Here is a 23,379-nt window from a genome sequence, read left to right as displayed (position 1 = left end):
GTCCACGCTCCCTGCGACATTGCTGATCAGAACCTCAAGTGGCCAGAATGAAGTCTGCGGCAGTGACGGTTGTTGCATCGGCCACACCGACCAGGCGGATGGATTCAGGCCCTGCGGAGCTGATCAAGGTATCCGCACCGATATCGGTGATGATAACGATGCCGGCAAAGGTCGCAGCAGTGACGCCGAACGAGGAAATATCGAGCCGGTCCTGGCCTCCCACCGCGTCGGCATCGAAGCCGATGATCTGATCGGCCCCGAAGCCCGCTGCGAACATGAAGATATCGTTGCCACTGCTGGCAACCATCATGTCGTTACCGGCACCGCCAGTGACCGTATCGTTGCCAATTCCGCCATCGATAAAGTCAATGCCGGTTCCACCCAACAATATGTCGTTAGCGTCACCACCGAGCAGCGTGTCGTTGCCTGATCCACCATTCAAGACATCCGCCCCATCACCGCCGTCGAGGCTGTCATCGCCATTGCCGCCGTTCAGGGTATCGGTGCCAATGCCACCGAACAGTTGGTCGTTGCCGTCGTTACCATTGAGGGTGTCATTACCCGCTCCGGCGGTGATGACGTTGTTCAACCCGTTGCCGTTGCCGACGAAGTTGCCGACTCCGGTGTAGGTCAGATTCTCGACATTAGCGCCAAGCGTGTAGCTGGCCAGCGAGGTCTGCACGGTGTCCGTACCGCCACCTAACACCTCGACCACCACGTCCAAGGCTGCGTCGACGACATAGGTATCGTTGCCGGCGCCCCCCACCAACCGGTCAGCACCTGCACCGCCATTGAGGAGGTCGCTACCCACCCCGCCGGTGATGATGTTGGCTAGCGCGTTACCGGTACCGGTGAAGTTTGCGGTTCCCGTATAGGTCAGGTTCTCGACGTTGGCACCGAGCTGGTAGCTCGTCAGACTGGTTCGCACCAGATCGGTACCACCACCCAGCGCCTCGGTGACAAGGTCACCGACGTTGTCGACCACAAACGTGTCGTTGCCGGCACCGCCGTTCATGGTATCCGCGCCGAGCCCACCGTTGAGGGTGTCGGTGCCGTCCTCGCCATTGAGGACGTCGTTGTCGTCTCCGCCGTTGAGGATGTCGTTGCCCGTGCCGCCAAACAACTGGTCGATACCGGCCAGGCCATTCAGCGTATCGCTCCCGCCCAGGCCAATCAGCACATCGTTACCCGCAGTGCCGGTGAGGGTGTTCGCAAACGCATTGCCCTGCAGGACCACGCCACTCAGTACCGTTACTGCCGCCGTCGCCGCAGAGGTCACCGACTCCAGCGTGCCGAAGCCATCGGTGTAGCGCACGATCACTCGCAGTTGCAGATTGCCTTGCGCCGCACCCGGGGTGAAGGTCGCAGCAGTCGCACCGTTGATGTCAGTGAAGGACACACCGACACCTTGCTGCCACTGGAAGCTGAAGGTGCCCAGCCCATCCGCATCGACAATCTCGCCCGTCAGCGCGGTTAGCACCTGCCCTTGATTCGGTGTCGTATCGCTGATCAGCAATGCGCCTGTCGGTGCATCATTGGCGTTGGCCACCGGCCCCAGGGTGTTGGATGAAACGCTTTCGGCCGCACCGAAGTCATCCACGTAACCGATGACCACGCGCACTGCCTGCCCGACCTGAGCCTGGCCAAGCGCGAACGTGCTACCGGTAGCGCCGTTGATGTCGACGAAGCCAGACCCGTTGTTCGCCTGCCATTGGTAGGTGAACTGCGGATTGCTCAAGCCATCGACGTCGATGATGCTCGCCGGGTCAGCGGTCAACACCTGGTTCTGCACTGCAAGCCCGGTTAAGGTTGGCCCTGCAGTCGGTGCATCGTTGACGTTTTCCACCGGCCCCAGGATGTTGGACGAAACGCTTTCGGCCACACCGAAAGCATCTACGTAACCGATGACCACGCGCACTTCCTGATCGACCTGAGCCTGGCCAAGCGCGAACGTGCTACCGGTAGCGCCGGCGATGTTGACGAAGCCAAGCCCGTCGTTCGCCTGCCACTGATAGGTGAACTGCGGATTGCTCAGGCCATCGAGGTCGATGATGCTCGACGGGTCAGCGGTCAACAGCTGGTTCTGCACGGCAAGCCCGGTAACGGTCGGCCCTTCGGTCGGTGTGCTGTTCCCGGACGAATCGACGATCTCCAGCGTGCCCTTCGCATCCTGGTACACCGCCCGGACGCGGATGTTCAGACCTGCCACATCGTCCGTCACCCGGTAGGTGGTGCCGATCGCCCGCGTTGCCTCGCCCGCAGCGAGGGAGGTGATGTCATCATAAACGCCCGTGCCGGCAATGGTTTCGACCTGCCAGTAGTAAGCCACCCCGCCAGTCACCGCACCGGTCGGGTTGGTCCCGCTTTGGTTGTCCGCGTCGTGTACCGCCCGATCACTGACTCGCAGCAACTGGCCGGCAACAGGCGTTTCGTCACGCACACCGGTTGCAGCATCGAGGATTGCCAGATGACCCGATGGGTCGTTGTTTTGAGCGGTGCCCACTCCGGACGATTGCGCCACGTCAGCGAACTGCAGACGCTCGATGCCTGTCAGGCGATCGACGCCATCACGCCCTGCCACCGAGTCGGTCACGATGACAGTGTCGCCATCGATCTCGATGCCGTATTCCCCCAAATTACCGGAGAACAATGCAGTGTCGTAGCTGTCATTGCCGGTCAGAATCTCCCGCACGATGACCAACTGGCCCGGGTTGTAAGTACCGTTCAACATAAACGGCACCAGCGGCTCCATGCTGTCGAACGTGGCGATTTCCTCGCCAGTACCATCGACATTTTCCCGCACGCTTATACGCACGTTCAGCCACTTGTCACCATCGATGATGTCGTCACCACCGCGACCTTCGATCAGGTCGCTGCCGCTGCCGCCGAGGATGATGTTGCCGCCGTCGAAGAACGTTGCTCCGGCGGGCAGAAGATCAACCAGGCCGTCGATCAGGTTGATGTTGGTCAGCACACTGCCAGTTGCTCCGGCGCCGGGCAGTGTTGTGGCATCTTCGTTATCACCGCGCAGGTAGTCCCCGTGTGATGAACCCGACAAACCTTCCATGATGTCGAACCGCACCAGCGCCGAAGCCCCCGAACCCGGCACCGGCGGAACATCGAAAAAGCGATCGGTGAAGTCGATGGTCACGCCCTGGGCGAGCCCCTTGAAGGTTGCCCAGTCATAGCCGGAGCCACCGATATAGCGGTCACCCAGGCCGAGACTGCCGACCATGATGTCGTCGCCGCCCTCGCCGTTGAACTTGTCGTTTTCGCTAGCGCCGATGAACACATCGTGGCCGATTATCGGGTCGTTGCCGAGCGGGTCGAAGTTGTCGCCAGGCGCACCGTCCGACGTGCCCTTCTCGATCCAGTCGTCGCCTTCGTTACCCATGTCCTGCTCGTTGGCTTTGCTGCCCAGAATGAAGTCGTTGCCGTGGCCACCAATAGCCTCGGAGGCGTCCTCGCCGGTCACGATGAAGTCATTGCCGAACCCGCCGATGATCAGGTTGACGCCATTGCCACCGTGCAGCACGTCGTTGCCGTCGCCCCCCTGGATGTTATCGTCGCCGCCGCGGTCGGTGATGATGTCGTCGCCGGCGCCACCGCGCAGTTGGTCGTTGCCGTCACCGCCTTCGATGACATCGTTGCCGCCGTCACCCCAGACCGTGTCATCGCCTTCACTGGCGATGAGGATGTCGGCATTGTTGGTGCCGCCCAGCACGATGTGCTGATCACCCGTGTACTTGATGTAGTTGGTGTCCGGTCCTGCGGTCAGCGGGTTGTCGCGGAACACGACCTGCTCGCCGTTCTCGCCAAGCGGATCAGCGTTGCCCAAGCCATCGTTGTACTGCTTGCTCTGGTCCCTTTCAAGATAGAAACCAGGGTCCGAGAACACCAGGCCCGGCAAGTGCGTAGCCGAGGTGTTGGCCATGATCAGCTTGGCGAACGAATTGCTTTCCAGTTCGGCATTCATCGACAGGCCAGCCGTACGCTCCAGATAGTAGAAGCGGTCACCGTCCTGCAGTTTTTCCAGCTGGTTCTCGAACACGAAGTTGAAGGTCGAGCCGAGCATGCCGCCGAACGGGGTTTTCTCTTCGGCCAGGCCGCCGATCCAGAGATCGATGGCATCTACGCCCGTGATCGTCACTCCCTTCAGATCGTCGGCAGTCCCCATCACCCCATCTTTGCCGGCCAGCGTGACGTTGGCCCAGGTACCGGTTCCGTTGAGGAAGTCCAAGCGGTCAGCCGGCGCATCATCACCACCAAATACCAGCGCCATGGCTGCAGCGCGTTTGGCTTCCAGTGTGGTCGCCTCCGTGATCGTGCTATGCGTGCCATAGGCTGCGATGAAGTTGATCAACGACTCTGGATGCTTGAGGTGCTGCACCAGGTCGACCCAGCTGATGTAAGGCTTGAGTTGGGTATCACCGGTTTGGCTGTAGATGTCGCGGCGGACCGCATTGAGCGAAGGAATCCCCACGTCGCGGCCACGGGCAATGTTGATCGCCGGCAGGTCGAGCGGCAGGCCGAGCAGGTTGTTGCGCAGCGCCTCGGTGACGAACTCGTCGATTTCGTTACCGGCTTGCCGAGTCATCCCACGCACGATCGCACTGGTCGCATCTTCGGGCGTCACGCCACTGGCGGCATACGCCAACGGGTTGAGGAACGCCGCGATCAGGCCGAGTTGCTGATCAGGATCAGCGCTGTTCGGATCGCCGATCACGTTGAAGTCGACGTCGAAGCGATCGACGGTCTCGGTCAGCATCGAGTGGCCAAACCGGTACACGGTATGGGCGAACTCGGCGACGATCGAGGCATCGAGGTCAACGTCATAGACCTGGGTCGGTGCAAAGAACAGGTCAACGTTGGGCTGGATGGTCCGCGCAAACTCCTCGAACACCAGGTGCTGATACTGCATCTCGGTGCCGAACTTGGCAGCCTGGAACAAGCGCTCGCCATTCCACACAAGCGCATCGATCTCAGCCTGGTTGGCGGGCAAAGCGCTCACAGGAGTGAGCAGCCACTCGTTGAGGAAGGCTACGTCACCCGAATCAAGCACGGTGTCCTTGGTCTGCGCGACCAGCCGATTATGCTCGGAGTGGAAGATCGCATGCACCGCGGTCAGGCCGATGTTCTCGTTGACCCGGCCGTCGCCAGCGATGTAATGCGCATCGAGCAACTCGTTGTCGTAGGCCAGGTTGGCCCCGGTCTGCGGATTGAACGGCACTGCGTTGCCAGTATCCGAATCCGCGTCAGGCACGAGCACGCCACCGCTGAACACCGGCGCCGCATTGTGGGCAATGTCGGCGAGGAACTGGTGACCGGTACGCACAGCGTTGGTCAGGCTAATGGGGTCAAGCGGATTGCCTTCGACAAGGACGTCATCAGCCGTGCCACCAAGACCGTCAGCGCCCTTCATCACGACCATCGGGAAGCCGTTGGGCCCCTTGATGAAATTGCCATAAGCGTCGGTCGCCAACAGCGGGGAGTTGTCGACGTCGGCGTCGGTAAGGCGAATACCCAGAATGTCGTTGGCCTGCGCCTTGACCACTTTCCAGGTCGCCATACCACCGATTTCGGTGTCGTCTGCGGTACCAAACTTGCCATCCGCCCCCAGGTCACGGTTAGTGATCAATCTGCCGGTCGCGATGGGGCCGTTGTCGGTCAGCTCATAACCGCGCAGGAAAACCTGGTGTGATGGGTGCGAGCTGTAGGTCTGGTTTTGATCCACGAATGGCGACGTGGTGTTGGTGTGCTCATGGATGTCGTCGGCCGTGCCGAGAACCCCATCCGCCCCGGGCAGGTTGGTCGCGCGGGTCAGCACCATGAAGTTGGTGTTGCCACCGGGCACATACAGCGGATCATCCGGTTGCAGCGGGATGAAGATCGTGCCCGAACCGCCTTTGGTCACCAGGTCCAGACCGTGATCGAAGAACTGCCCGAAGAAGGTCATCCAGGCGTTGAACGGCGCGGACAACCCTGCGTCCGACGCGGTGTTCTCGAACAGGTACACATCATGGTCGTCGGCAGTACCGAACTGACCATCCATGCCGGGGCTGGCGACTATTCGAGTGCCATCCTTGAGCACGTCGTCGTTCCCCTCTGCGCCGAAGTTGAGCACACCGTCCGCACCCGGGTCGTAAGCAGTGGCATAGGCCGCCGGGTTGTTCGACGTCTGGTCGACGATCAGATTACTGATCGTGCGCGGCTGCGAGTCAAACACAAAGCCGCTGTTCTGCTGATACGACGATCCCGGAATGGCCGGCGAGCCGGGGCCGAAGAAGCCGGCAGGAGCACCTTCCGCCGGATTGAAGACCGGATCGGTCAAGCGCGGGAAGGTGTTATCCGCGGCACCAAACTCGGTGTTGTTGATGCCGTTGAGGTTCATCAGGTTGTTGTTCGAGCCGTCGACCGCACGCAGGCCCAACGGCGCGCGGATATTCGGGATCAGCGAGAGGATGTCCTGACCGGCCGCATCAGCCTCGGCAATCTTGATCTGATCAAGGATGAAGTTGAGGTCGGAGCGGACCATGTTAAGGCCCTCGCCCCCCGCGGTGGCATTGACTACCGGTGTCTGCGCCGTCGGCACAACCGGCTCGCCGGGAGCCACCACATCAGTCGGTTGCGAGAACACCACTTCAGTCGTGCCGTGACCATCCTGGTAGATCGCTTTGACCCGCAGTGCCAGCCCGGCAAGATCCGGCGAGACCTTGAACGTGGTGCCGTCGGCACTTTGGAACGCCAGGTCACCCGCTGGCAGCTGGATGATGTCTTCGAACACGCCGGTGCCGGGGTCGGCTTCGAACTGCCAATAGTAGGACACCGAGGCATTGTTGACGAAACCCTGCGGGTTACCCACCGTGATGTTGTCGGAATCGCGCACTCCGGCCATGCTCACCGTCAATGTGTCGCCCACTGTGATCGCGCCGCCGTTTCCATCCGCGACGGTCGGTCTGCCCAACGGTTGTGCGTTCAGATCCGGCACCAGCACTTGCTGGGTATCGGCGAACTGCAGGCGTTCGATATGCAGCAAGGTATCGGTGCCGTCGCGACCCGCTTCGGTATCGGTCACTGTCCAGACATCGTCCGCCACATTGGCCGTGCCTCGGGTGTCACGCGTCACCACATACTCAGACTGAAGGCCGGAGAAAACGGCAGTGTCGAAAGCCGCCCCGCCTGTCGAAGTGCCGGGCAGGATTTCCCGCACGGCCTTGAGCTGACCTGGGTTATAGGTGCCGTCGATCATGAACGGAATCATGTCGACCATGCTGTCGAAGGTGGCGATTTCAGGGCCGGTATGGTTGACGTCGTTGGGGCCATACACCGCAATTCTGACGTTGATCCATTTGTCGCCATCGATCAGGTCATCGCCACCACGCCCCTCGATCAGGTCACTGCCATTGCCACCGAGGATGATATTGCCCGTGGCAAAACCAGTGGTCGGCAAGCCGGCATCGGCCAGGAATTGCTCCAGTCCGCGAATCAACGCCACATTGGTCAGCGCACTGCCCGTGGTCCCGCCGTGGTCGGCAATCGTGACCGCATCAACATTATCGCCCTTGAGCACATCGCCAAATTGCGAACCGGACAAGCCTTCGACCTCGGCAAAACGGTCGAGGATCGAGGTCGGTGAGGCACCGACCGGATTGAACGGCCCGTTGTTCTGGTTTGGCGCGTTGCCGTGTGGTTGCGCCAGCGTGGCCATGGTCAGGTCAACGGTCACACCGACCCTGTCATTTTTGTAGGTCACCCAGTCGAAACCGGACATGCCGTCCATATTGTCCTGGGCATCGCTGCCGACGAAGATGTCATCGCCACCCTCGCCGATCATTTCGTCGAAGCCACCACCACCGACAAAGATATCGTTGCCGATCACGTCGTCATTGAGCAACGGCGAGGCGTTATCGCCTGGCGCACCGTCCTGGGTACCGCTCTCGATCCAGTCATCACCTTCGTTGCCCGTAGCTGGCAGGTTGGTCTTGGCCCCGAGGATGAAATCGTCACCCTGACCGCCGAAGGTGGTGCTGATGTCTTCGGTGGTGATGATGAAGTCCTGGCCATCGCCCCCCAGGATCAGGTTGCCGCCAACCAGCATGCTACCGGCGACGATCACATCGTTACCGGCATTACCTTCCAGACGGTTGTCACCGAACGAGTCGGTGATGATGTCATCGCCCGCGCCGCCCAGTACCGCATCGTTGCCGGCGCCGCCTTCGAGGCGGTCGTTGCCACCGTCGCCGTAAAGGGTGTCATCGCCCTCACCGGAGACGATGATGTCATTGCCAGCGGTGCCACCCAGGACGACATGGTCTTCGCCGGTATATTGCAGATAATTACTGTCCGCCCCCACGGTGTCGGGGTTATCGCGGATCACCAGCGGCACGATTTCCACACCGTTGATCATGAGGCCGCCAGTTGGATCGGCGCTGCCCGCGCCAAGGCCAGTGAACTGATTGGCCTGATTCACTTCCAGGGTGTAAGTAGGCGTCAGGAACACGGTGTTCGACAGGTGTGTGACATCGGTGTTGAGCATGATCAGCTTGGCAAAGGAGTTGTTTTCCAACTCGGTGCCGAAGTTCAGGCCCGCGGTACGTGACAGATAGTAGAAGCGGTCGCCGTCCTGCAACGCCTCCATCTGGGTCTCAAACACGAAGTTGAACGACGAACCGAGCATACCGCCGAACGGCATCTTCTGCTCGGCGAGGCCACCGACCCAGAAGTCGATATCGTCGACGCCCGTGATCGTTACACCCGTCACGTCGTCGGCAGTACCCAGCAGCCCATCCTTGCCGGCCAGCGTTACGTTGCCATAGGCGCCGGTACTGTTGAGGAAGTCCAGGCGGTCAGCCGGCGCATCATCGCCACCGAATACCAGCGCCAGGGCTGCAGCGCGTTTGTCTGCCAGCGTGGTCGCCGCCGTAATCGTTTCATGCGTGCCATAGGCTGCGATGAAGTTGACCAACGACTCGGGGTGTTTGAGGTTGTCCGCGAAGTCTGCCCAACTGATGTACGGCTTGAGTTGGCTGTCGCCGGTTGATGAGTAGAACTCACGCCGCGCCTCATTCAAGGTCGGGATACCCGTGTCGCGACCACGCGCCAGATTCAAGGCCGGCAAATCGAGGGGCAGACCGAGCAGATTGTTGCGCAACGCTTCAGTGACGAACTCGTCGATCTCGTTGCCGAGCTGGCGGGTCACACCGCGAATGATCGCCCCTGCCGCTTCGTCCGCAGTGGCCCCGCTGCCGGCGAACGCCAGCGGATTGAGGAAGGCCGCGATCAGACCCATTTGCGAATCCGGGTTGTTCGGGTCAGTGAGCAGCGGATTGAACTCGGGGTCGAAGCGATCGACGGTCTCGGTCAACATCGAGTGACCGAAGCGATACACCACATGGGCGAACTCGGCGAGGATGGCCGGGTTGATCGAGGTGTCATACCCGTTGGGGGCAAGGAATGCGTCAACCTGCGGCTGAATGGTCCGCGCGAACTCTTCGAAGACGAGGTGCTGGTACTGCATCTCGGTGCCGAACTTGGCGGCCTGGAACAGGCGTTCGCCGTCCCACACCAAGGCTGATATTTCGGCGAGTGTCGTAGGCATTGCGGCGACGTCGTCCACCAGCCACTCATTGAGAAACGCCAGATCGCCGGCGGCCAGGATGGTTTGCTTGGATTGCTGGACCAGGCGGTTGTGCTCGGAGTGGAACACATGGTGCACGGCGGTCAGGCCAATGTTTTCGTTCGCCCGGCCGTCGCCGGCAATGTAGTGGGCGTCGAGCAGTTCGTTGTCATAGGTCAGGTTGTTGCCGCCCGCACCCACGGGCTGCGCATTGCCGACATCGGCGTCGGCATCCGCTTGCAGAACCCCACCGACGACGACCGGCGCGGCATTGTGGGCGATGTCGTCGAGGAAACCATGTCCGGTGCTTACGGCGTTGGCCAGACTGATCGGCGCATCCCGGTTGCCTTCGACCAGTTGCGTGACGTCATCAGCCGTCCCGGCAATACCGTCGGTACCGTTACTGGTGCGCATCACCACCTGCGGCATACCGTTCGGCCCCCGGATGAAGCTGCCATAGGCATCAGTCGCGAGCAACGGCACGTTGTGCACATCGAGGTCGGTCAGGTTGATGCCGAGAATGTCACGGGCCTGGGCTTTTACCACTGCCCAGGTCGCCATGCCGCCGCTTTCGCCGTCGCCATCATCGGCCGTGCCGAATTTGCCATCAGCGCCGAGATCGCGGTTGGTAATCAAGCGCCCCGTTGCAATAGGGTCACCGGCCGCGTTGAGGACGTACTCACGCAGGAACACCTGGTGCGACGGGTGCGAGCTGTATGTTTGGCTCTGGTCTACGAACGGTGAGGTGGTGTTGGGCTGACCATCATCGGAAGTGCCGACAATTCCGTCCGCGCCGGCCGTACGCACTGCACGTGGCAGCACCATGAAGTTGGTCGGGCTGCCCGGCACAAACAACGGATCGTCCGGCTGCAGCGGAATAAACACAACGTCGGTACTGCTCTTGCTGAGCAGATCAAGGCCGTGGTCGAAGAACTGGCCGAAGAAGGTCATCCACGAGTTGAAGCCGGCGGTCAGGCCGGCGTCCGGCGACTCGTTGGGGATGAAGAATACTTCCTTGTCGTCGGCCGTGCCGAACACGCCGTCCAGACCGGGGCTGATCACTGGGTCAGCACCACCGTTCGCAGCGACAGCGGCCGGGTTGTTGGCGGTCTGGTCGTTGATCAGGTTACTGATAATCCGTGGCTGCGGATCGACCACCGTCCCTGTCCCGGCGTACGACGCACGATACGAAGCGTCAAGCAGGCGCAGGAAGGAATTGTCCGCAGCGCCAAATTCGCTTTGTCCGGCGACCAGGTTGTTGTAGCTGCCATCGACGGTTCGCAGGCCGTATGGCACCTGACTGTTGGGTAGCAAATCACTAAGGCTGGCGCCGTCGGCATGCGCTTCTGCGATGAAGATTTGCTTGAGAATGAACTCCAGGTCCGACTTGTTGAAATTGGCCATTTCGATTGCCCTCGATCTATATGGGAAAGGCTCGGGACGAATAAATCCTCCCGCGCCAAGTCACGTGCTGGCTTGCGCAGTTCGTTGGTTCAGTGTTTGGCGAGAGCAGGCGTGGGGCAGGCAAAGCCGTCCCCTGCGCCGGTGAATGCGCGCCTGGAATTCGCTGGATGAAATTGCTCGCTGAGCGTTTAGGCAGAGCGATTCCGAGCCACTGGTGGGCCATGGAATCGGGAAGTCGAAGCGAACTTCCTGAACAGCTCCGTCACGGTGCAACAGAACAAAATGATCGACATGCCGTGCTCCTTCAGGACCACCGTGCCCTGCACTTTCGAAGCGATGGCAAGATTCAGACGGGCGCCCTTGAACATGACTAAAGTTCTATAGCAATGCGCTGTCAATATTACGACGTAAAAAAATATCATCGTCATTGGACATGCCAACTTACTGTTATTAAACGACATATAAATATTCATACGAACTACTAGAGCGAAATGTTATTTCAAACTGTATCGCTAGAGAGACAAACGCCACCTACGCTGCTGCATGTGAACATAAAAATTTACGGAACTTTTCCAGGAACGCTATGGCTTGTGTCCGCGAGAAGCATTCGCAACTACATCTATGGTTTTTCACACATTTTCCTTGCTGCTTTTTGCCGCAAGCACACCCGGCTTTTCGGTGAGGGTCTATCAAATGCACAAGCTCTCAAGTACCCGATCCGAACTGGCCGACGCGCTCTTTCGACTTCGCCGCAGTTTTTACTCGTTGGCCGGATTCAGCGGCGTCATCAACGTCATGATGTTGACGCCAGCTATTTATATGCTGCAGGTCTACGATCGGGCCTTGGTCAGTCGTAACGTCACAACATTGACGATGCTGACCTTCCTGGTGATAGGCCTGTTCTTGCTAATGGCCACGCTGGAAATGTTCCGCACCCGCGTGCTGATCCGAGTCGGCAACTGCCTCGACATGGACCTCAATCGACGCATTTTCACCGCAGCATTCGAGCGCAACCTGAGTCGCGCCGGAGGCAATCCGGCCCAGGCCCTGCAAGATCTCGCACAGGTGCGTCAATTTCTCACCGGCAATGGTCTGTTCGCATTCTTTGATGCGCCTTGGACCCCCATCTACCTGCTGGTCGCCTATTTGATCCACCCGCTGCTCGGACTGGTCACGCTGATCGGCTCGCTGATTCTGGTGGGCCTGGCTTATCTCACCGAGAAGGCAACGCAAAAGCCACTGGCCGAAGCCAATCAGGCTGCCCTCACCTCCGCCAGCTACGCCAACAACAACCTGCGCAACGCCGAGGTTATCGAGGCCATGGGCATGCTGCCTTCGATCGGCAAGCGCTGGTACCAAAGCCATTTGCACATTCTGGAAATGCAGACCCTGGCTTCCGACCGTGCTGCCCTGATCAGCAGTACCGGGCGCTTCGTGCGCATCACTTTGCAATCGCTGATCCTCGGCGCCGGCGCGTTGCTGGCGATCGAAGGCAAGATCACCCCGGGGATGATGATTGCTTGCTCGATCCTCACCGGCCGCGCGCTGGCCCCGGTTGAACAAGTCATCGCGTCGTGGAAGCAATTGCTTGGCTGCCGTTCGGCCTGGGCCCGGTTGAACGAGATGCTGAACGACTATCCTCGCCGGCCACCGAGCATGTCGCTGCAGCGGCCGCTGGGCATGCTGGCGGTGGAGAATGTGTATGCCGGTGCGCCCGGCACCAGCAACACGATTCTGCGCGGAGTGAGCTTCAACCTTTCCCCCGGCGAAAGCCTTGGCATTATCGGTCCATCCGCCTCGGGCAAATCCACCCTCGCTCGTCTGTTGGTTGGCGTTTGGCCGGCGCAGGCCGGCAAGGTGCGCCTGGACGGCGCGGACATATTCACCTGGAACAAGGGCGAACTTGGCCCCTGGCTCGGTTACCTGCCACAGGACGTGGAGCTGTTCGAGGGCACCATCGCCGACAACATTGCGCGCTTTGGCGAAGTGGACAGCGATGCGGTCATACGCGCCGCCAGGACGACTGGAGTGCACGAGATGATCCTGCGTTTGGCGCAGGGTTATGAGACCCGTCTGGGCACCGATGGCAGCCCGCTGTCCGGAGGCCAGAAGCAACGCATCGCCTTGGCTCGCGCGCTGTATGGAGAACCCAATCTGATTGTGCTGGACGAGCCGAACGCCAACCTCGACGACGTCGGTGAAAAGGGCTTGGTCGAGGCGCTGGCTCAACTGAAAAACCGCGGCGCCACCGTCATTCTGATTTCCCACCGTCCCAATGTGCTCTGCGCCGTCGATAAGGTGCTGATGCTGCGCGACGGCGGTGTGCAGATGCTCGGTACTCGCGATGAAGTATTTGCAGCGCTGCGCAAGGCCAGTGTGATGCCTGCAGGCGCATCGACTCCGCTGGCCTCCGTCAAATCACGGGAGTGACCGATCATGCAAATGAGCCAACACACCGAGATGATTCTCGCCGATCCCAGGAACGTGGTGGATCTGGACGTCGGTAAACCCGTGCGCTGGGGCATGTTGCTGATGCTCGCCGGCTTCGGCGGCTTCCTCCTGTGGTCCTGGCTGGCGCCACTGGATGCCGGCGTGGTCGCGACTGGCACGGTCAAAGTCACCAGCAATCGTAAAGCCGTGCAGCATCTGACCGGCGGCACTGTGGAGGCCATTCTTGTTCGCGAAGGTGATGCAGTGAAAAAAGGCCAGGAGCTGGTCCGCCTCGACTCGCTGCGCGCCGCCTCCGAACAGGGTGCGGTCAGCGCCCAGTACATCGTCAGCAAGACGGTGGAAAACCGTCTGGAAGCGGAACGCGACGGCCGCGACGTGGTGAACTACGACCCTGAACTGCTCAAGCGCTTCGGGAATGACCACCGCCTGGTGGCCGCCATGAATCTGCAACAACGCCTGCTGGACACCCGACGCGCCGGCCTCGCTGGCGAAATCAGCATCCTTCAGGAAAACCTCGCGGCGTCGGCGGTGCAGCTCAAGGGCCTGCAGCAGGTCTATGGCGCCCGCGCCTCGCAGATCGACTTCCTCAACCAGGAACTAAAAGGTACCCGCGTGCTGGCGGCCGAAGGCTATGTGCCACGCAACCGCCTGCTTGAGCTGGAACGCAGCAATTCCGACCTCTCCGCCGGCCAGGCCGAAAACCTCAACAACATCGCCCGCATACGCAGCCAGACCACCGAAATCAAGCTGCGCATCCTTCAGCGCCAGCACGATTACCAGAAGGAAGTCGAATCGCAGCTCACCGACACCGCCAAGGAAAATACCACCCTGGCCGACCGCTTGCGTGCGCTGGACTATGAAGTGACCCACACGGTGATTCGCTCGCCGATCGATGGCATCGTCCATTCACTGAGCATTGCGACCATCGGCGGGATCATTCAGCCCGGCTTCAAAATCATGGAAATCGTTCCGGACAATGAACCGCTGCAGGTTGACGCGATGATTCCGGTACAGGCGATCGACAAGATGGTCCCCGGCCTGGCCGTGGACATTGCGTTTCCGGCCTTCAACCATGCCCAGACGCCCAACATCCCTGGCCGTGTGAAGACAGTCTCCGCCGACCGCCTGCTCGACGAGGAAAGCAAGCAACCGTTCTATCTGGCACAGGTAGAAGTCACTCCCGATGGCATGAGCCAGCTTGGCAGCAATCACATTCGTCCCGGTATGCCCGCCAGCGTCACCATCAAGACCGGCGAGCGCAACTTGATGAGCTATCTTCTCAAACCAATGCTCGAGCGTGTCGACAGCTCGTTCAAGGAACAATGAAATGGACCGTCATTGCCTGATCTTTTGCTTGCTTGCGCTGTCCTTCCCGGTTGGCGCCATGGACCTCAAGCAAGCCTGGGATCTGTTGCAGTACCAAGGCCCCGTCTATCGCGCCGCCGTACATGAAAAAGAGGCCGGCCTGGAAAACCGCGCCATTGGCCAGGCCGGCCTGCTACCGCAGATCAGTGCCTCGGCCTACGACAACAAGGTCAATGGCACCCAGCGCCAGAGCGGCATCGAAAGGGATCTCGACTACGACTCCAAGGGCGCTAACGTGCGCTTGCGCCAGCCGCTGTTCAACAAACAGAAAATGGCCGAGTTCCGCCAGGGTAAACAGCGTGCCGACTACAGCGTCGCGGTGTTCGATGCCAAGAGTCAGGACGCCGCAGTGCGCCTGGCCGAAAGCTATTTCGACGTGCTCCTGGCCAGCGAAACCATCATCCTTGCCAAAGCCAAGTTAAGCGCCTTTGACGAGCAACTCGCTTCGGCTAAACGACGCATGGAGTTGGGGGCCGGTACCGTCACCGACATCGACGAGTCGATCGCTCGCCGCGACCTCGCCGCGGTTGAGCTGATCGAAGCGCAGGACAACCTGGTCAACGCGCGCCGCAAGCTTGAGGAATACATCGGAGAATCCCCCGAATCCCTGACCACCTTGCGTCCGACCTTCAATACGCCACCGCTGCTACCGAGCAACCTGCAGGACTGGTTAATCAAGGCTCAGACTGACAGCCCGCTGATCCATGCGCGCCGTCATAGCAGCGACCTCGCTGAAGAAGAAGTGAAGCGCGCCAGGGCTGGTCACTGGCCGACACTTGATTTCGTTGCCGGCTACACCGCGGGCGATAGCCAATCAATCTCCGAGCTGAATCAACGCAACCGCTACGCCTCAATCGGGCTGGAGGCAAACTTCCCGTTGTACAACGGTGGTGGCACTAGCGCGTTGACGCGCCAGGCGAGCGCCAATAGCTATAAGGCCCTGGACGAACTCGACGCTACGCGCCAGGAAGTCATCTCCGGTACCACCCGTGAGTATCGCGGCGTAGAGAGCGGCGCCCAACGTATTCGCGCGCTGGAGAGAGCAGTGGAGTCCAACGAACGCTCACTGACTTCGACACGCAAAGGCTTCAAAGAAGGCGGCACCAGCACCAACTCGGACGTTCTCAATGCCGAAGAGCTGCTCTTCGATGCACGCCACGATCTGTTCGAGGCCAAGCTGCGCTACTTGATGTCGCGCCTGCGCCTGGCCTCTTCGGTGGGCAGTCTGGGCGACGACGATATTGACCACATCAACGACTACCTCGGCCCGGAACTGTTGGTCACCAACTGACGTTCACCTGCGCAGCACTTTTTGAGCAGAGGGTGCGGCAGCGATCTTTATCGACAACCAAGAGTGCCCACACCTGTCCTTAAAATACAAAACGCCCGATGCGGTGCATCGGGCGTTCGGGTGAAACAGGCGTAGCCCTGCTTCAAGACTAGACAATTTACATTTTTATCTGGGGTACACGCTAAAACGCCAGTTTGTAGCCGATCAACACCAGCATCGTGGCCAGGCAAGGACGCAGCACTTCGTCGGAGATACGACCGGTCAAGTGGCTGCCCAGGTAAATCCCCGGCAGCGAACCCACCAGCAAGTAACCCAGCACCTGCCAATCCATGTTGCCCATGCTGGCATGGCCCAGGCCGGCGACCAGGGTCAACGGCACGGCGTGGGCGATTTCCGTGCCGACGAGGCGGCGTGTCGGCAGCAACGGATAGAGGATGAACAGCGCTACGGTGCCGAGGGCGCCGGCACCGATCGAGGTCAGCGCGACCATGGTGCCCAGGACCAGACCGGTGATGACCGTCAACACATTCAGGCGCGAACCGCTGGGGTTGTAATGGCCGCCAGCCCGTTTGTGGGCGAAGTCGAGCAGGCGTTTTTTGAAGAAAATCGCCAGGGCCGTGGCAAACAGAACGAAGCCGAGGGCTTGTTTGATAACGGCATTCATCGCGTCGGGAGAAGTCTGCAAACTGCTCAGGAACCACAACGTCAGCGCTACTGCCGGCACGCTGCCGAGGGTCAGCCAACCGGTGATCGCCCAGTCGATATTGTTGTTCTTGCGATGAACCAGCACACCGCTGGATTTGGTAATGGCCGCGTACAGCAAGTCGGTGCCCACCGCCGTGGCCGGATTGATACCGAACCACAGCAGAATCGGGGTCATCAAAGACCCACCGCCTACCCCGGTCATGCCGACGATAAAGCCGACGACCAACCCTGCCACCACCAACCCGAAGTTAACGAAATCCATTAACACGCCCGCAATAAAACGCATGGAAAAACTGGACCGCAGCATAGCGATTTTTCTTATAACCAGTTATATCGATGCGAACTATCGTTATTCCACAACTTACTACTTTTCCTATTTACTCAACCCCCCCTGTAGGAGCGAGCCTGCTCGCGATGGCGATGTTTCAGTCACGTGATATTGAATGTGCCAACGCTATCGCGAGCAGGCTCGCGCCTATAGGGGGATCTGCTGTGTCAGTGAGTGCGGTGGGGATGATTTACTGCACGGGTAGGAAATTCAAAAACAGCAAGCTCTGCGCGTAGTTCAGGCCGATCCGCCGATAACGCTCGTCCAGCATCTGCGTCAGCAGATCCAGCCGCGCGACGATCTTGCCGAACTCCACGGCAAAACTCAGGTTGCTGCCCTCCTCCGAAATTTCGTTGGAGAACAGCAAGGGCTCGCCGTTTTTGTTTTGCCGCTGGCTCAGGATCCAGGTGGCTTTCTCGATGTTGCGGGCGGCGTTATTGACGAAGGTCGGGTTGATCGCATCGGTCATATAGAACTCGAGACGGTTGCCGTGAGCGGTGACCAGCATGCTGCCGATGGCGTAGATGAAGGCGCCGACCCGGTCGCCGAGAAACTCAGGGCTCATGGCGTAGCTCAGCGCCGCGAGGTCCTTCTTGCCACCGAGGGTCGGCAGCGGCTGCTGTTGTTCGATGGCCAGGCGCACTTGTTTACCGGCGGTGCGGGCGTCGAGGAAGCCGGATTTTTTCAACTCGTCCGGGTTACGCAGGTAGAGCTTGCTCATCAGCAAGTAGAGGCTGTCGAGGTTGTCGCGCATCGCCAGGGTCGCCATGCGGTCGACGCTGGTCTGGAGGAATTCCTGGGGCGTGCCTTCGCGGAACTGGTTGACGATGTCGCTACCCTGTTGCTGGCTGCAACCGCTGGCGAAGAGCATCGACAGGCTGGCCAGCAGCAGGCATCGGCGCCGTAGAAGTGAAGCGAAGAAGGGTAAAACTCGAGCCATGGGTGCTTGAACTTGGGCATTGGCCGACGGAGGGGATCGCCGCAGGCTGGCCAAGGATAGAGCCGCCAAAGCTGAAAAAGTGCAGTGCCGATGGTCCGTAAACCCTGGCCTCCATAACGAACACCGACATATTAGTCATACTTTTAATTGCAACACTTCACATATCAGCTATAAATCCTTCCTTGATCGACGATCGAAATCGATCATTAGTATGACTACATTCCAAAAACAACAAAAAGGAAGGTCAACCATGCTGCACTCCCGACACCTGCTCTCCGGCCTCGGACTGTCCCTGATGATCGCCACCCTCCCCACTCAAGCGGCTGGCCTGTCCAGCGAACACAAAGCCTTCGGCAAGACCAACGACGGCACACCCGTCGAGCAATACGTCTTGCGCAACAGCCATGGCCTGCAAGCCACCATCATTACCTACGGCGGCATTTTGCAGTCGCTGAAGGTGCCGGACAAAAACGGCAAGCTCGACGACGTGGTGCTGGGTTTTGACGACGTTCAGGGCTATCAGAGCGGCACCGCGTACTTTGGCGCGACCATCGGGCGTTTCGGCAATCGCCTGGCCAACGGCGCGTTCGAACTGGACGGCAAACGCTATCAGGTGCCGCTCAACGACGGCTCCAACTCGCTGCACGGCGGCCCGCAGGGGTTTGACAAGCACGTGTGGAAAGCTCAGCCGAGCAAAGGCAAGGATTCGGTGGGCGTTACCCTGACCTATCTGTCGGCGGACGGCGAAATGGGCTTCCCCGGCAACCTCAAGACCGAGGTCACTTACAGCCTCACCGAGAACAATGAACTGCGCATCGACTACAAGGCCAGCACTGATAAACCGACCGTACTGAACCTGACCAATCACAGCTATTTCAACCTCGCCGGCGCGGGCAACGGGGATGTTCTGAAACAGCTCGTCACCCTGCATTCGACCCATTACACGCCGGTCACCGCCAAACTGATTCCGACCGGCGAACTGGCCCCGGTCGCGGGTACGCCGATGGACTTCACACAACCCACCGCCATCGGCAAAAACATCAAGGCCGATCACCCGCAACTGAAATTCGCCGAGCCGAAACAGGGCGGCTTTGACTTCAACTGGGCCCTGGACGCCAAGGGTGATGTGAGCAAGCTGGCGGCCGATGTCAGCGACCCACTCTCCGGGCGCCGCTTGCAGCTCTACACCACTGAACCCGGCGTGCAGTTCTACACCAGCAACTTCCTCGATGGCACGGTCAAGGGCAAGGGCGGCAAGGTTTATCCGCATTGGGGCGCGTTTACCCTCGAGACCCAGCACTACCCGGACTCACCGAACCAGCCGAACTTCCCGTCCACCCGACTTGACCCGGGCAAGACCTATACCCAGAGCACTGTGCTGAAGTTTTCGGCCCACTAAACATCCCCCCACAATCAAGCAGCTGCCGAGCAGCTGCTACACGTCCACGGAACCACCGGGGTATTCTGCTGCCAACTGGAGAGTATCTATCGATTCGAAAAAGGAGGTTTTCATGCGGACCCTCGAACTGGCCGGCGTCGACGTACCGGTCATCGGTCAAGGCACCTGGCGCATGGGCGAAGATCCCTCGCAACACAACAAGGAAGTCGCCGCGCTGCGCCTGGGCATCGAGCTGGGCATGACCCTGATTGACACCGCCGAGATGTATGCCGAAGGCGGCGCGGAGGAAGTGGTGGGTGAAGCCATAACAGGCCTGCGCGACAAGGTCTTCCTGGTCAGCAAGGTCTACCCGCACAACGCCAGCCGCAAAGGCATCCCCCAGGCCTGCGAACGCAGCCTGCGGCGCTTGAACACCGATTACATCGATTTATACCTGCTGCATTGGCGCGGCCAGTATCCGCTCGAGGAAACCGTCGCAGCCTTCGAACGCCTGCGAGAAGACGGCAAAATCGGCCGTTGGGGCGTGTCCAATTTCGACGTTGACGACCTGGAGGAATTGAACTCACCGGCCTGCGCTACCAACCAGGTGCTGTACAACCTGGAAGAGCGCGGCATCGAATTTGATCTTCTGCCCTGGTGTCAACAGCATCAGCAGCCGTTGATGGCATACTGTCCCATCGGTCAGGGAGGAACGATGCTGACCCATCCGGCGCTCAGGCAGATTGCCGCCCGTCACGCCGCGAAGCCGGCTCAGATAGCACTGGCATGGATTCTGCGACAGACAGGCGTGATCGCCATCCCCAAAGCGGTCGCTCCTGAACATGTGCAACTGAATGCGCAGGCCGCACAACTGCGGCTCGACGACGAGGACTTGAAGGCGCTGGACCACGCGTTTCACGCGCCACAACGCAAGCACCGGTTGGCCATGGTCTAAGCCATCGCGGTACTGTCAGAGGGCTTCTGCATGAGAAGCACTGATCAGCTCGACGACTTCAATTTGCCACGCTTTGTGCAAGCACAAGACCCCGTGTTCGAGTGGGTCCGGGAAGAGTTGAAAGCCGGCCGCAAGCGCCGGCACTGGATGTGGTTCGTTTTTCCGCAGTTCGCCGGATTGGGCGGTAGCCAGATGTCTCGACATTACGCGATCCGCTCCCGCGAGGAAGCCGTGGCCTATCTTGAGCATCCAACGCTGGGCGCTCGACTGCGAACCTGCACTCAATTGGTCCTGGACATCAAACAACGCTCGATCGCCGAGATTTTCGGACACCCCGACAACCTCAAGTTTCACTCGTCGATGACCCTGTTCGCCCAAATCGCCCCCAAGGGCAGCGTGTTCCATAAGGCACTGGATCAATACTTTCACGGCATACGGGATGACTGGACGCTGCAGCTGCTGGACTCAAAACAAGCCCAGTTGCCCACCAATCAAGGTTGAAAAGTCGTCGTCCACGAAGGGCAGAATCGCATCCGCCACCGGTTGCAGTTGCCGGGTGACGTAATGGTCGTAGTCGATGGGCGCGCTGCGAATCTCCAGCGGTTCGGGCCCGGCGACGCTGATCACGTAGCTGATCCAGCCGCCGTTCTGGTATTGCCGGGGGCGGCCCTGCTGGTCGTTGTAGTCATCGGCGATCCGCGCCGCACGGACGTGGGGCGGCACGTTGCGTTCATAGTCATCCAGAGTACGGCGCAGGCGCTTGCGGTAGATCAGGCGGTCGTCGAACTCGCCGGCCAGGGTCTTGCGCACGTAGTCGCGAACGTAATCCTGATAGGGCTCGCGATGGAAAATCCGTGAGTACAGTTCCTGCTGGAATTGCCGGGCCAGCGGCGACCAGTCGGTGCGCACGGTTTCCAGGCCCTTGTAGACCATTTCGTCAGTGCCATCGGCGCGGGTGACCAGCCCGGCGTAACGCTTCTTGCTGCCCTCCTCGGCGCCACGAATCGTCGGCATCAGAAAGCGTTTGTAGTGGGTCTCGAACTGCAATTCCAGGGCGCTTTCCAGCCCGTATTCCTGTTGCACATGTTCGCGCCACCATTGGTTGACGTGGTCCACCAGCGCACGTCCGATCTGCGCGGCCTCGTCCTGACCGTGAGCGCGACGCAGCCAGACGAACGTCGAGTCGGTGTCGCCGTAGATCACCGTGTGCCCCTGGGCTTCGATCAGCTGCCGGGTGCGCAGCATGATCTCGTGGCCGCGCAAGGTGATGGACGACGCCAGACGCGTATCGAAGAAGCGACAGCCGCTGGAACCGAGCACTCCATAGAAGGCGTTCATGATGATCTTCAGCGCTTGCGACAACGGCGCGTTGTGCTCGCGCTTGGCGGTCTCGCGGCCTTCGGCTACCCGCGCGACGATCGCCGGCAGGCAATGCCGGGTCCTGGAAAAACGCGCACCGCGAAAACCCGGCACAGACTCGCTGTCTTCGGGATGCTGCAAGCCTTCGATCAGCCCGACCGGATCAATCAGGAAAGTGCGGATAATCGACGGATAGAGGCTTTTGTAGTCGAGTACCAGCACCGACTCGTACAAGCCCGGCTGCGAGTCCATGACAAAACCGCCGGGGCTGGCCTGCGCGGGCTTGTTGCCCAGATTCGGCGCCACGAAACCCTGTCGGTGCATCAGCGGCATGTAGAGGTGGGTGAACGCCGCCACCGAACCGCCACTGCGGTCCGCGGGCAAACCGGTGACGCTGGCCCGTTCCAGGAGGAAGGTCAGCAGCTCGGTCTTGGCGAAAATCCGCGTCACCAGCTCGCAGTCCTTGAGGTTGTACGTGGCGAGTGCCGGCTTGTCCTCGGCGAACATTCGGTTGATTTCGTCCATGCGCTGGTACGGCGTGCTGATCGCCTTGCCCTCGCCGAGCAGGGTTTGCGCGACGTTTTCCAGGCTGAACGAGGGGAAGCTCCAGGTCGCCGAGCGCAGGGATTCGATGCCGTCGATGATCAACCGGCCGGCGGCGGAGGCGAAGTAATGGTTGCGGCTGCCGTGCTCGCGCCATTGCATTTCTTCGCCGCCGCGCCCCAGTTTCAGCGGTACACCCAGCTGACGGGCGTGCTGGTGCAGCACGCGCAGGTCGAACTGCACGACATTCCAGCCAATGATCGCGTCGGGGTCATGGCGGGCGAACCATTCGTTGAGCTTTTTCAGCAGGACGGTTCGGGAGTCGCAGTAGTCGAGCTGGAAATCCACCGCGCTGTCATCGCCATTGGGCGGACCAAGCATGTAGACCTGGCGCTCGCCGCAGCCTTCCAGGGCAATGGAATACAACTCGCCCTGAGCCGTGGTTTCGATGTCCAGGGACACCAGCCTGAGGTTGGGCCGGTAGTCGGGAGCGGGTTTCATCTGCGCGTCGAGCAGCAGGCCTTCGGCCCCTGGCGTGCCACCAAAAAGGACCGGCGCGGTGATGAAGCGCTCCATCATGTAGCGTTCCGGCGGGCGCACGTCGGCTTCGAACATCTCGACGCCGGCTTTGCGCAGCGCGGTTTCCAGGCGCATCAACTGACCGTGTTGCTGGCAATACAGGCCGAGCACCGGGCGGTGCTCGAAATCCTGAAGGGCCAATGGCTTGAGCTCGACATTTTTTTCGCCGCGCAAAACAGCCTCGGCTTGCTCGCGCCGGGCCGCCGGGATAAATGCCACCGACGGTTGATGTGGCAGACGGATACGTTGGGGACCGGCGTCGGTCGCCAGCCAGAACTCGACTTGCGTACCGGCCGGGGTGTCGCGCCAATGCCGGGTCAGGACGAAGCCCTGCTGTAAATCCACCACTGCAACCTCAAGATTTGATTCAAGCGGCAATTCTACGCGTCATCGCGGGGGATAGCCCTCTCTGAGCTGAATGCACCCCCTTTGGGAGCGGGCCTGCTCGCGATGGCGGTGCATCCG

Annotated in this window: 10 protein-coding genes; 6 read left to right on the top strand and 4 right to left on the bottom strand. The window is 60.3% G+C overall.

Annotation, left to right across the window (positions count from 1 at the left end; all coding sequences use genetic code 11):
- Positions 1 to 34: 34 nt before the first annotated feature.
- Positions 35 to 11,020, bottom strand: a complete 10,986-nt coding sequence (locus AC1ROI_RS03510; protein WP_102593392.1) for a peroxidase family protein — start codon at positions 11,018 to 11,020, stop codon at positions 35 to 37.
- Positions 11,021 to 11,713: 693 nt separating this feature from the next.
- On the opposite strand from AC1ROI_RS03510, the gene AC1ROI_RS03505 reads away from it, so the two are divergent.
- Genes AC1ROI_RS03505 through AC1ROI_RS03495 form a run of 3 tightly spaced genes read left to right on the top strand, consistent with a single transcriptional unit; the run spans position 11,714 to position 16,127 of the window.
- Positions 11,714 to 13,450, top strand: coding sequence for a type I secretion system permease/ATPase (locus AC1ROI_RS03505; protein WP_010458626.1), 1,737 nt, complete (start codon positions 11,714 to 11,716; stop codon positions 13,448 to 13,450).
- A 6-nt stretch (positions 13,451 to 13,456) separates the two neighbouring features.
- On the top strand, positions 13,457 to 14,797 hold the full coding sequence (locus tag AC1ROI_RS03500) for an HlyD family type I secretion periplasmic adaptor subunit (RefSeq protein ID WP_077750010.1): 1,341 nt from the start codon (positions 13,457 to 13,459) through the stop codon (positions 14,795 to 14,797).
- 1 nt (position 14,798) lies between these two features.
- The gene (locus tag AC1ROI_RS03495) at positions 14,799 to 16,127 is read left to right on the top strand and encodes a TolC family outer membrane protein (RefSeq protein ID WP_077750012.1); all 1,329 of its coding nucleotides are present in this window, start codon (positions 14,799 to 14,801) and stop codon (positions 16,125 to 16,127) included.
- A 181-nt stretch (positions 16,128 to 16,308) separates the two neighbouring features.
- Here AC1ROI_RS03495 and AC1ROI_RS03490 read toward each other — a convergent pair whose 3' ends face one another.
- On the bottom strand, positions 16,309 to 17,094 hold the full coding sequence (locus tag AC1ROI_RS03490; protein WP_010458623.1) for a sulfite exporter TauE/SafE family protein: 786 nt from the start codon (positions 17,092 to 17,094) through the stop codon (positions 16,309 to 16,311).
- Positions 17,095 to 17,350: 256 nt separating this feature from the next.
- Positions 17,351 to 18,100, bottom strand: coding sequence for a hypothetical protein (locus tag AC1ROI_RS03485; protein WP_083377214.1), 750 nt, complete (start codon positions 18,098 to 18,100; stop codon positions 17,351 to 17,353).
- 250 nt (positions 18,101 to 18,350) lie between these two features.
- On the opposite strand from AC1ROI_RS03485, the gene AC1ROI_RS03480 reads away from it, so the two are divergent.
- The 3 genes from AC1ROI_RS03480 (at position 18,351) to AC1ROI_RS03470 (ending at position 20,934) form a co-directional block, all read left to right on the top strand.
- The gene (locus AC1ROI_RS03480; protein ID WP_102593391.1) at positions 18,351 to 19,499 is read left to right on the top strand and encodes an aldose epimerase family protein; all 1,149 of its coding nucleotides are present in this window, start codon (positions 18,351 to 18,353) and stop codon (positions 19,497 to 19,499) included.
- A 112-nt stretch (positions 19,500 to 19,611) separates the two neighbouring features.
- Complete coding sequence (locus AC1ROI_RS03475; protein ID WP_102593390.1) at positions 19,612 to 20,433, top strand: aldo/keto reductase; 822 nt, start codon at positions 19,612 to 19,614, stop codon at positions 20,431 to 20,433.
- Between the two features lie 30 nt (positions 20,434 to 20,463).
- Positions 20,464 to 20,934, top strand: a complete 471-nt coding sequence (locus AC1ROI_RS03470; protein ID WP_010458619.1) for a DUF1810 domain-containing protein — start codon at positions 20,464 to 20,466, stop codon at positions 20,932 to 20,934.
- On the opposite strand, the gene AC1ROI_RS03465 is transcribed toward AC1ROI_RS03470, so the two are convergent.
- A complete protein-coding gene (locus tag AC1ROI_RS03465; protein WP_172962153.1) occupies positions 20,899 to 23,259 on the bottom strand; it encodes a DNA polymerase II in 2,361 nt (786 codons plus the stop codon). The two genes, AC1ROI_RS03470 and AC1ROI_RS03465, sit on opposite strands and share 36 nt — an antisense overlap.
- Between the last annotated feature and the right edge of the window lie 120 nt (positions 23,260 to 23,379).

This window comes from Pseudomonas sp. GW823-FHT02C02 (assembly GCF_058797635.1).
Note: the sequence above shows the minus strand (reverse complement) of the source record. Positions and strands in the feature narration are given on the sequence as shown.

Excerpts from the sequence above, each read along its gene's own strand:
- AC1ROI_RS03480 (WP_102593391.1), top strand. The coding sequence starts at position 18,351 with ATGCTGCACTCCCGACACCTGCTCTCCGGCCTCGGACTGTCCCTGATG.
- AC1ROI_RS03495 (WP_077750012.1), top strand. The coding sequence starts at position 14,799 with ATGGACCGTCATTGCCTGATCTTTTGCTTGCTTGCGCTGTCCTTCCCG.
- AC1ROI_RS03510 (WP_102593392.1), bottom strand. The coding sequence starts at position 11,020 with ATGGCCAATTTCAACAAGTCGGACCTGGAGTTCATTCTCAAGCAAATC.
- AC1ROI_RS03505 (WP_010458626.1), top strand. The coding sequence starts at position 11,714 with ATGCACAAGCTCTCAAGTACCCGATCCGAACTGGCCGACGCGCTCTTT.
- AC1ROI_RS03485 (WP_083377214.1), bottom strand. The coding sequence starts at position 18,100 with ATGGCTCGAGTTTTACCCTTCTTCGCTTCACTTCTACGGCGCCGATGC.
- AC1ROI_RS03475 (WP_102593390.1), top strand. The coding sequence starts at position 19,612 with ATGCGGACCCTCGAACTGGCCGGCGTCGACGTACCGGTCATCGGTCAA.
- AC1ROI_RS03490 (WP_010458623.1), bottom strand. The coding sequence starts at position 17,094 with ATGGATTTCGTTAACTTCGGGTTGGTGGTGGCAGGGTTGGTCGTCGGC.
- AC1ROI_RS03470 (WP_010458619.1), top strand. The coding sequence starts at position 20,464 with ATGAGAAGCACTGATCAGCTCGACGACTTCAATTTGCCACGCTTTGTG.
- AC1ROI_RS03500 (WP_077750010.1), top strand. The coding sequence starts at position 13,457 with ATGCAAATGAGCCAACACACCGAGATGATTCTCGCCGATCCCAGGAAC.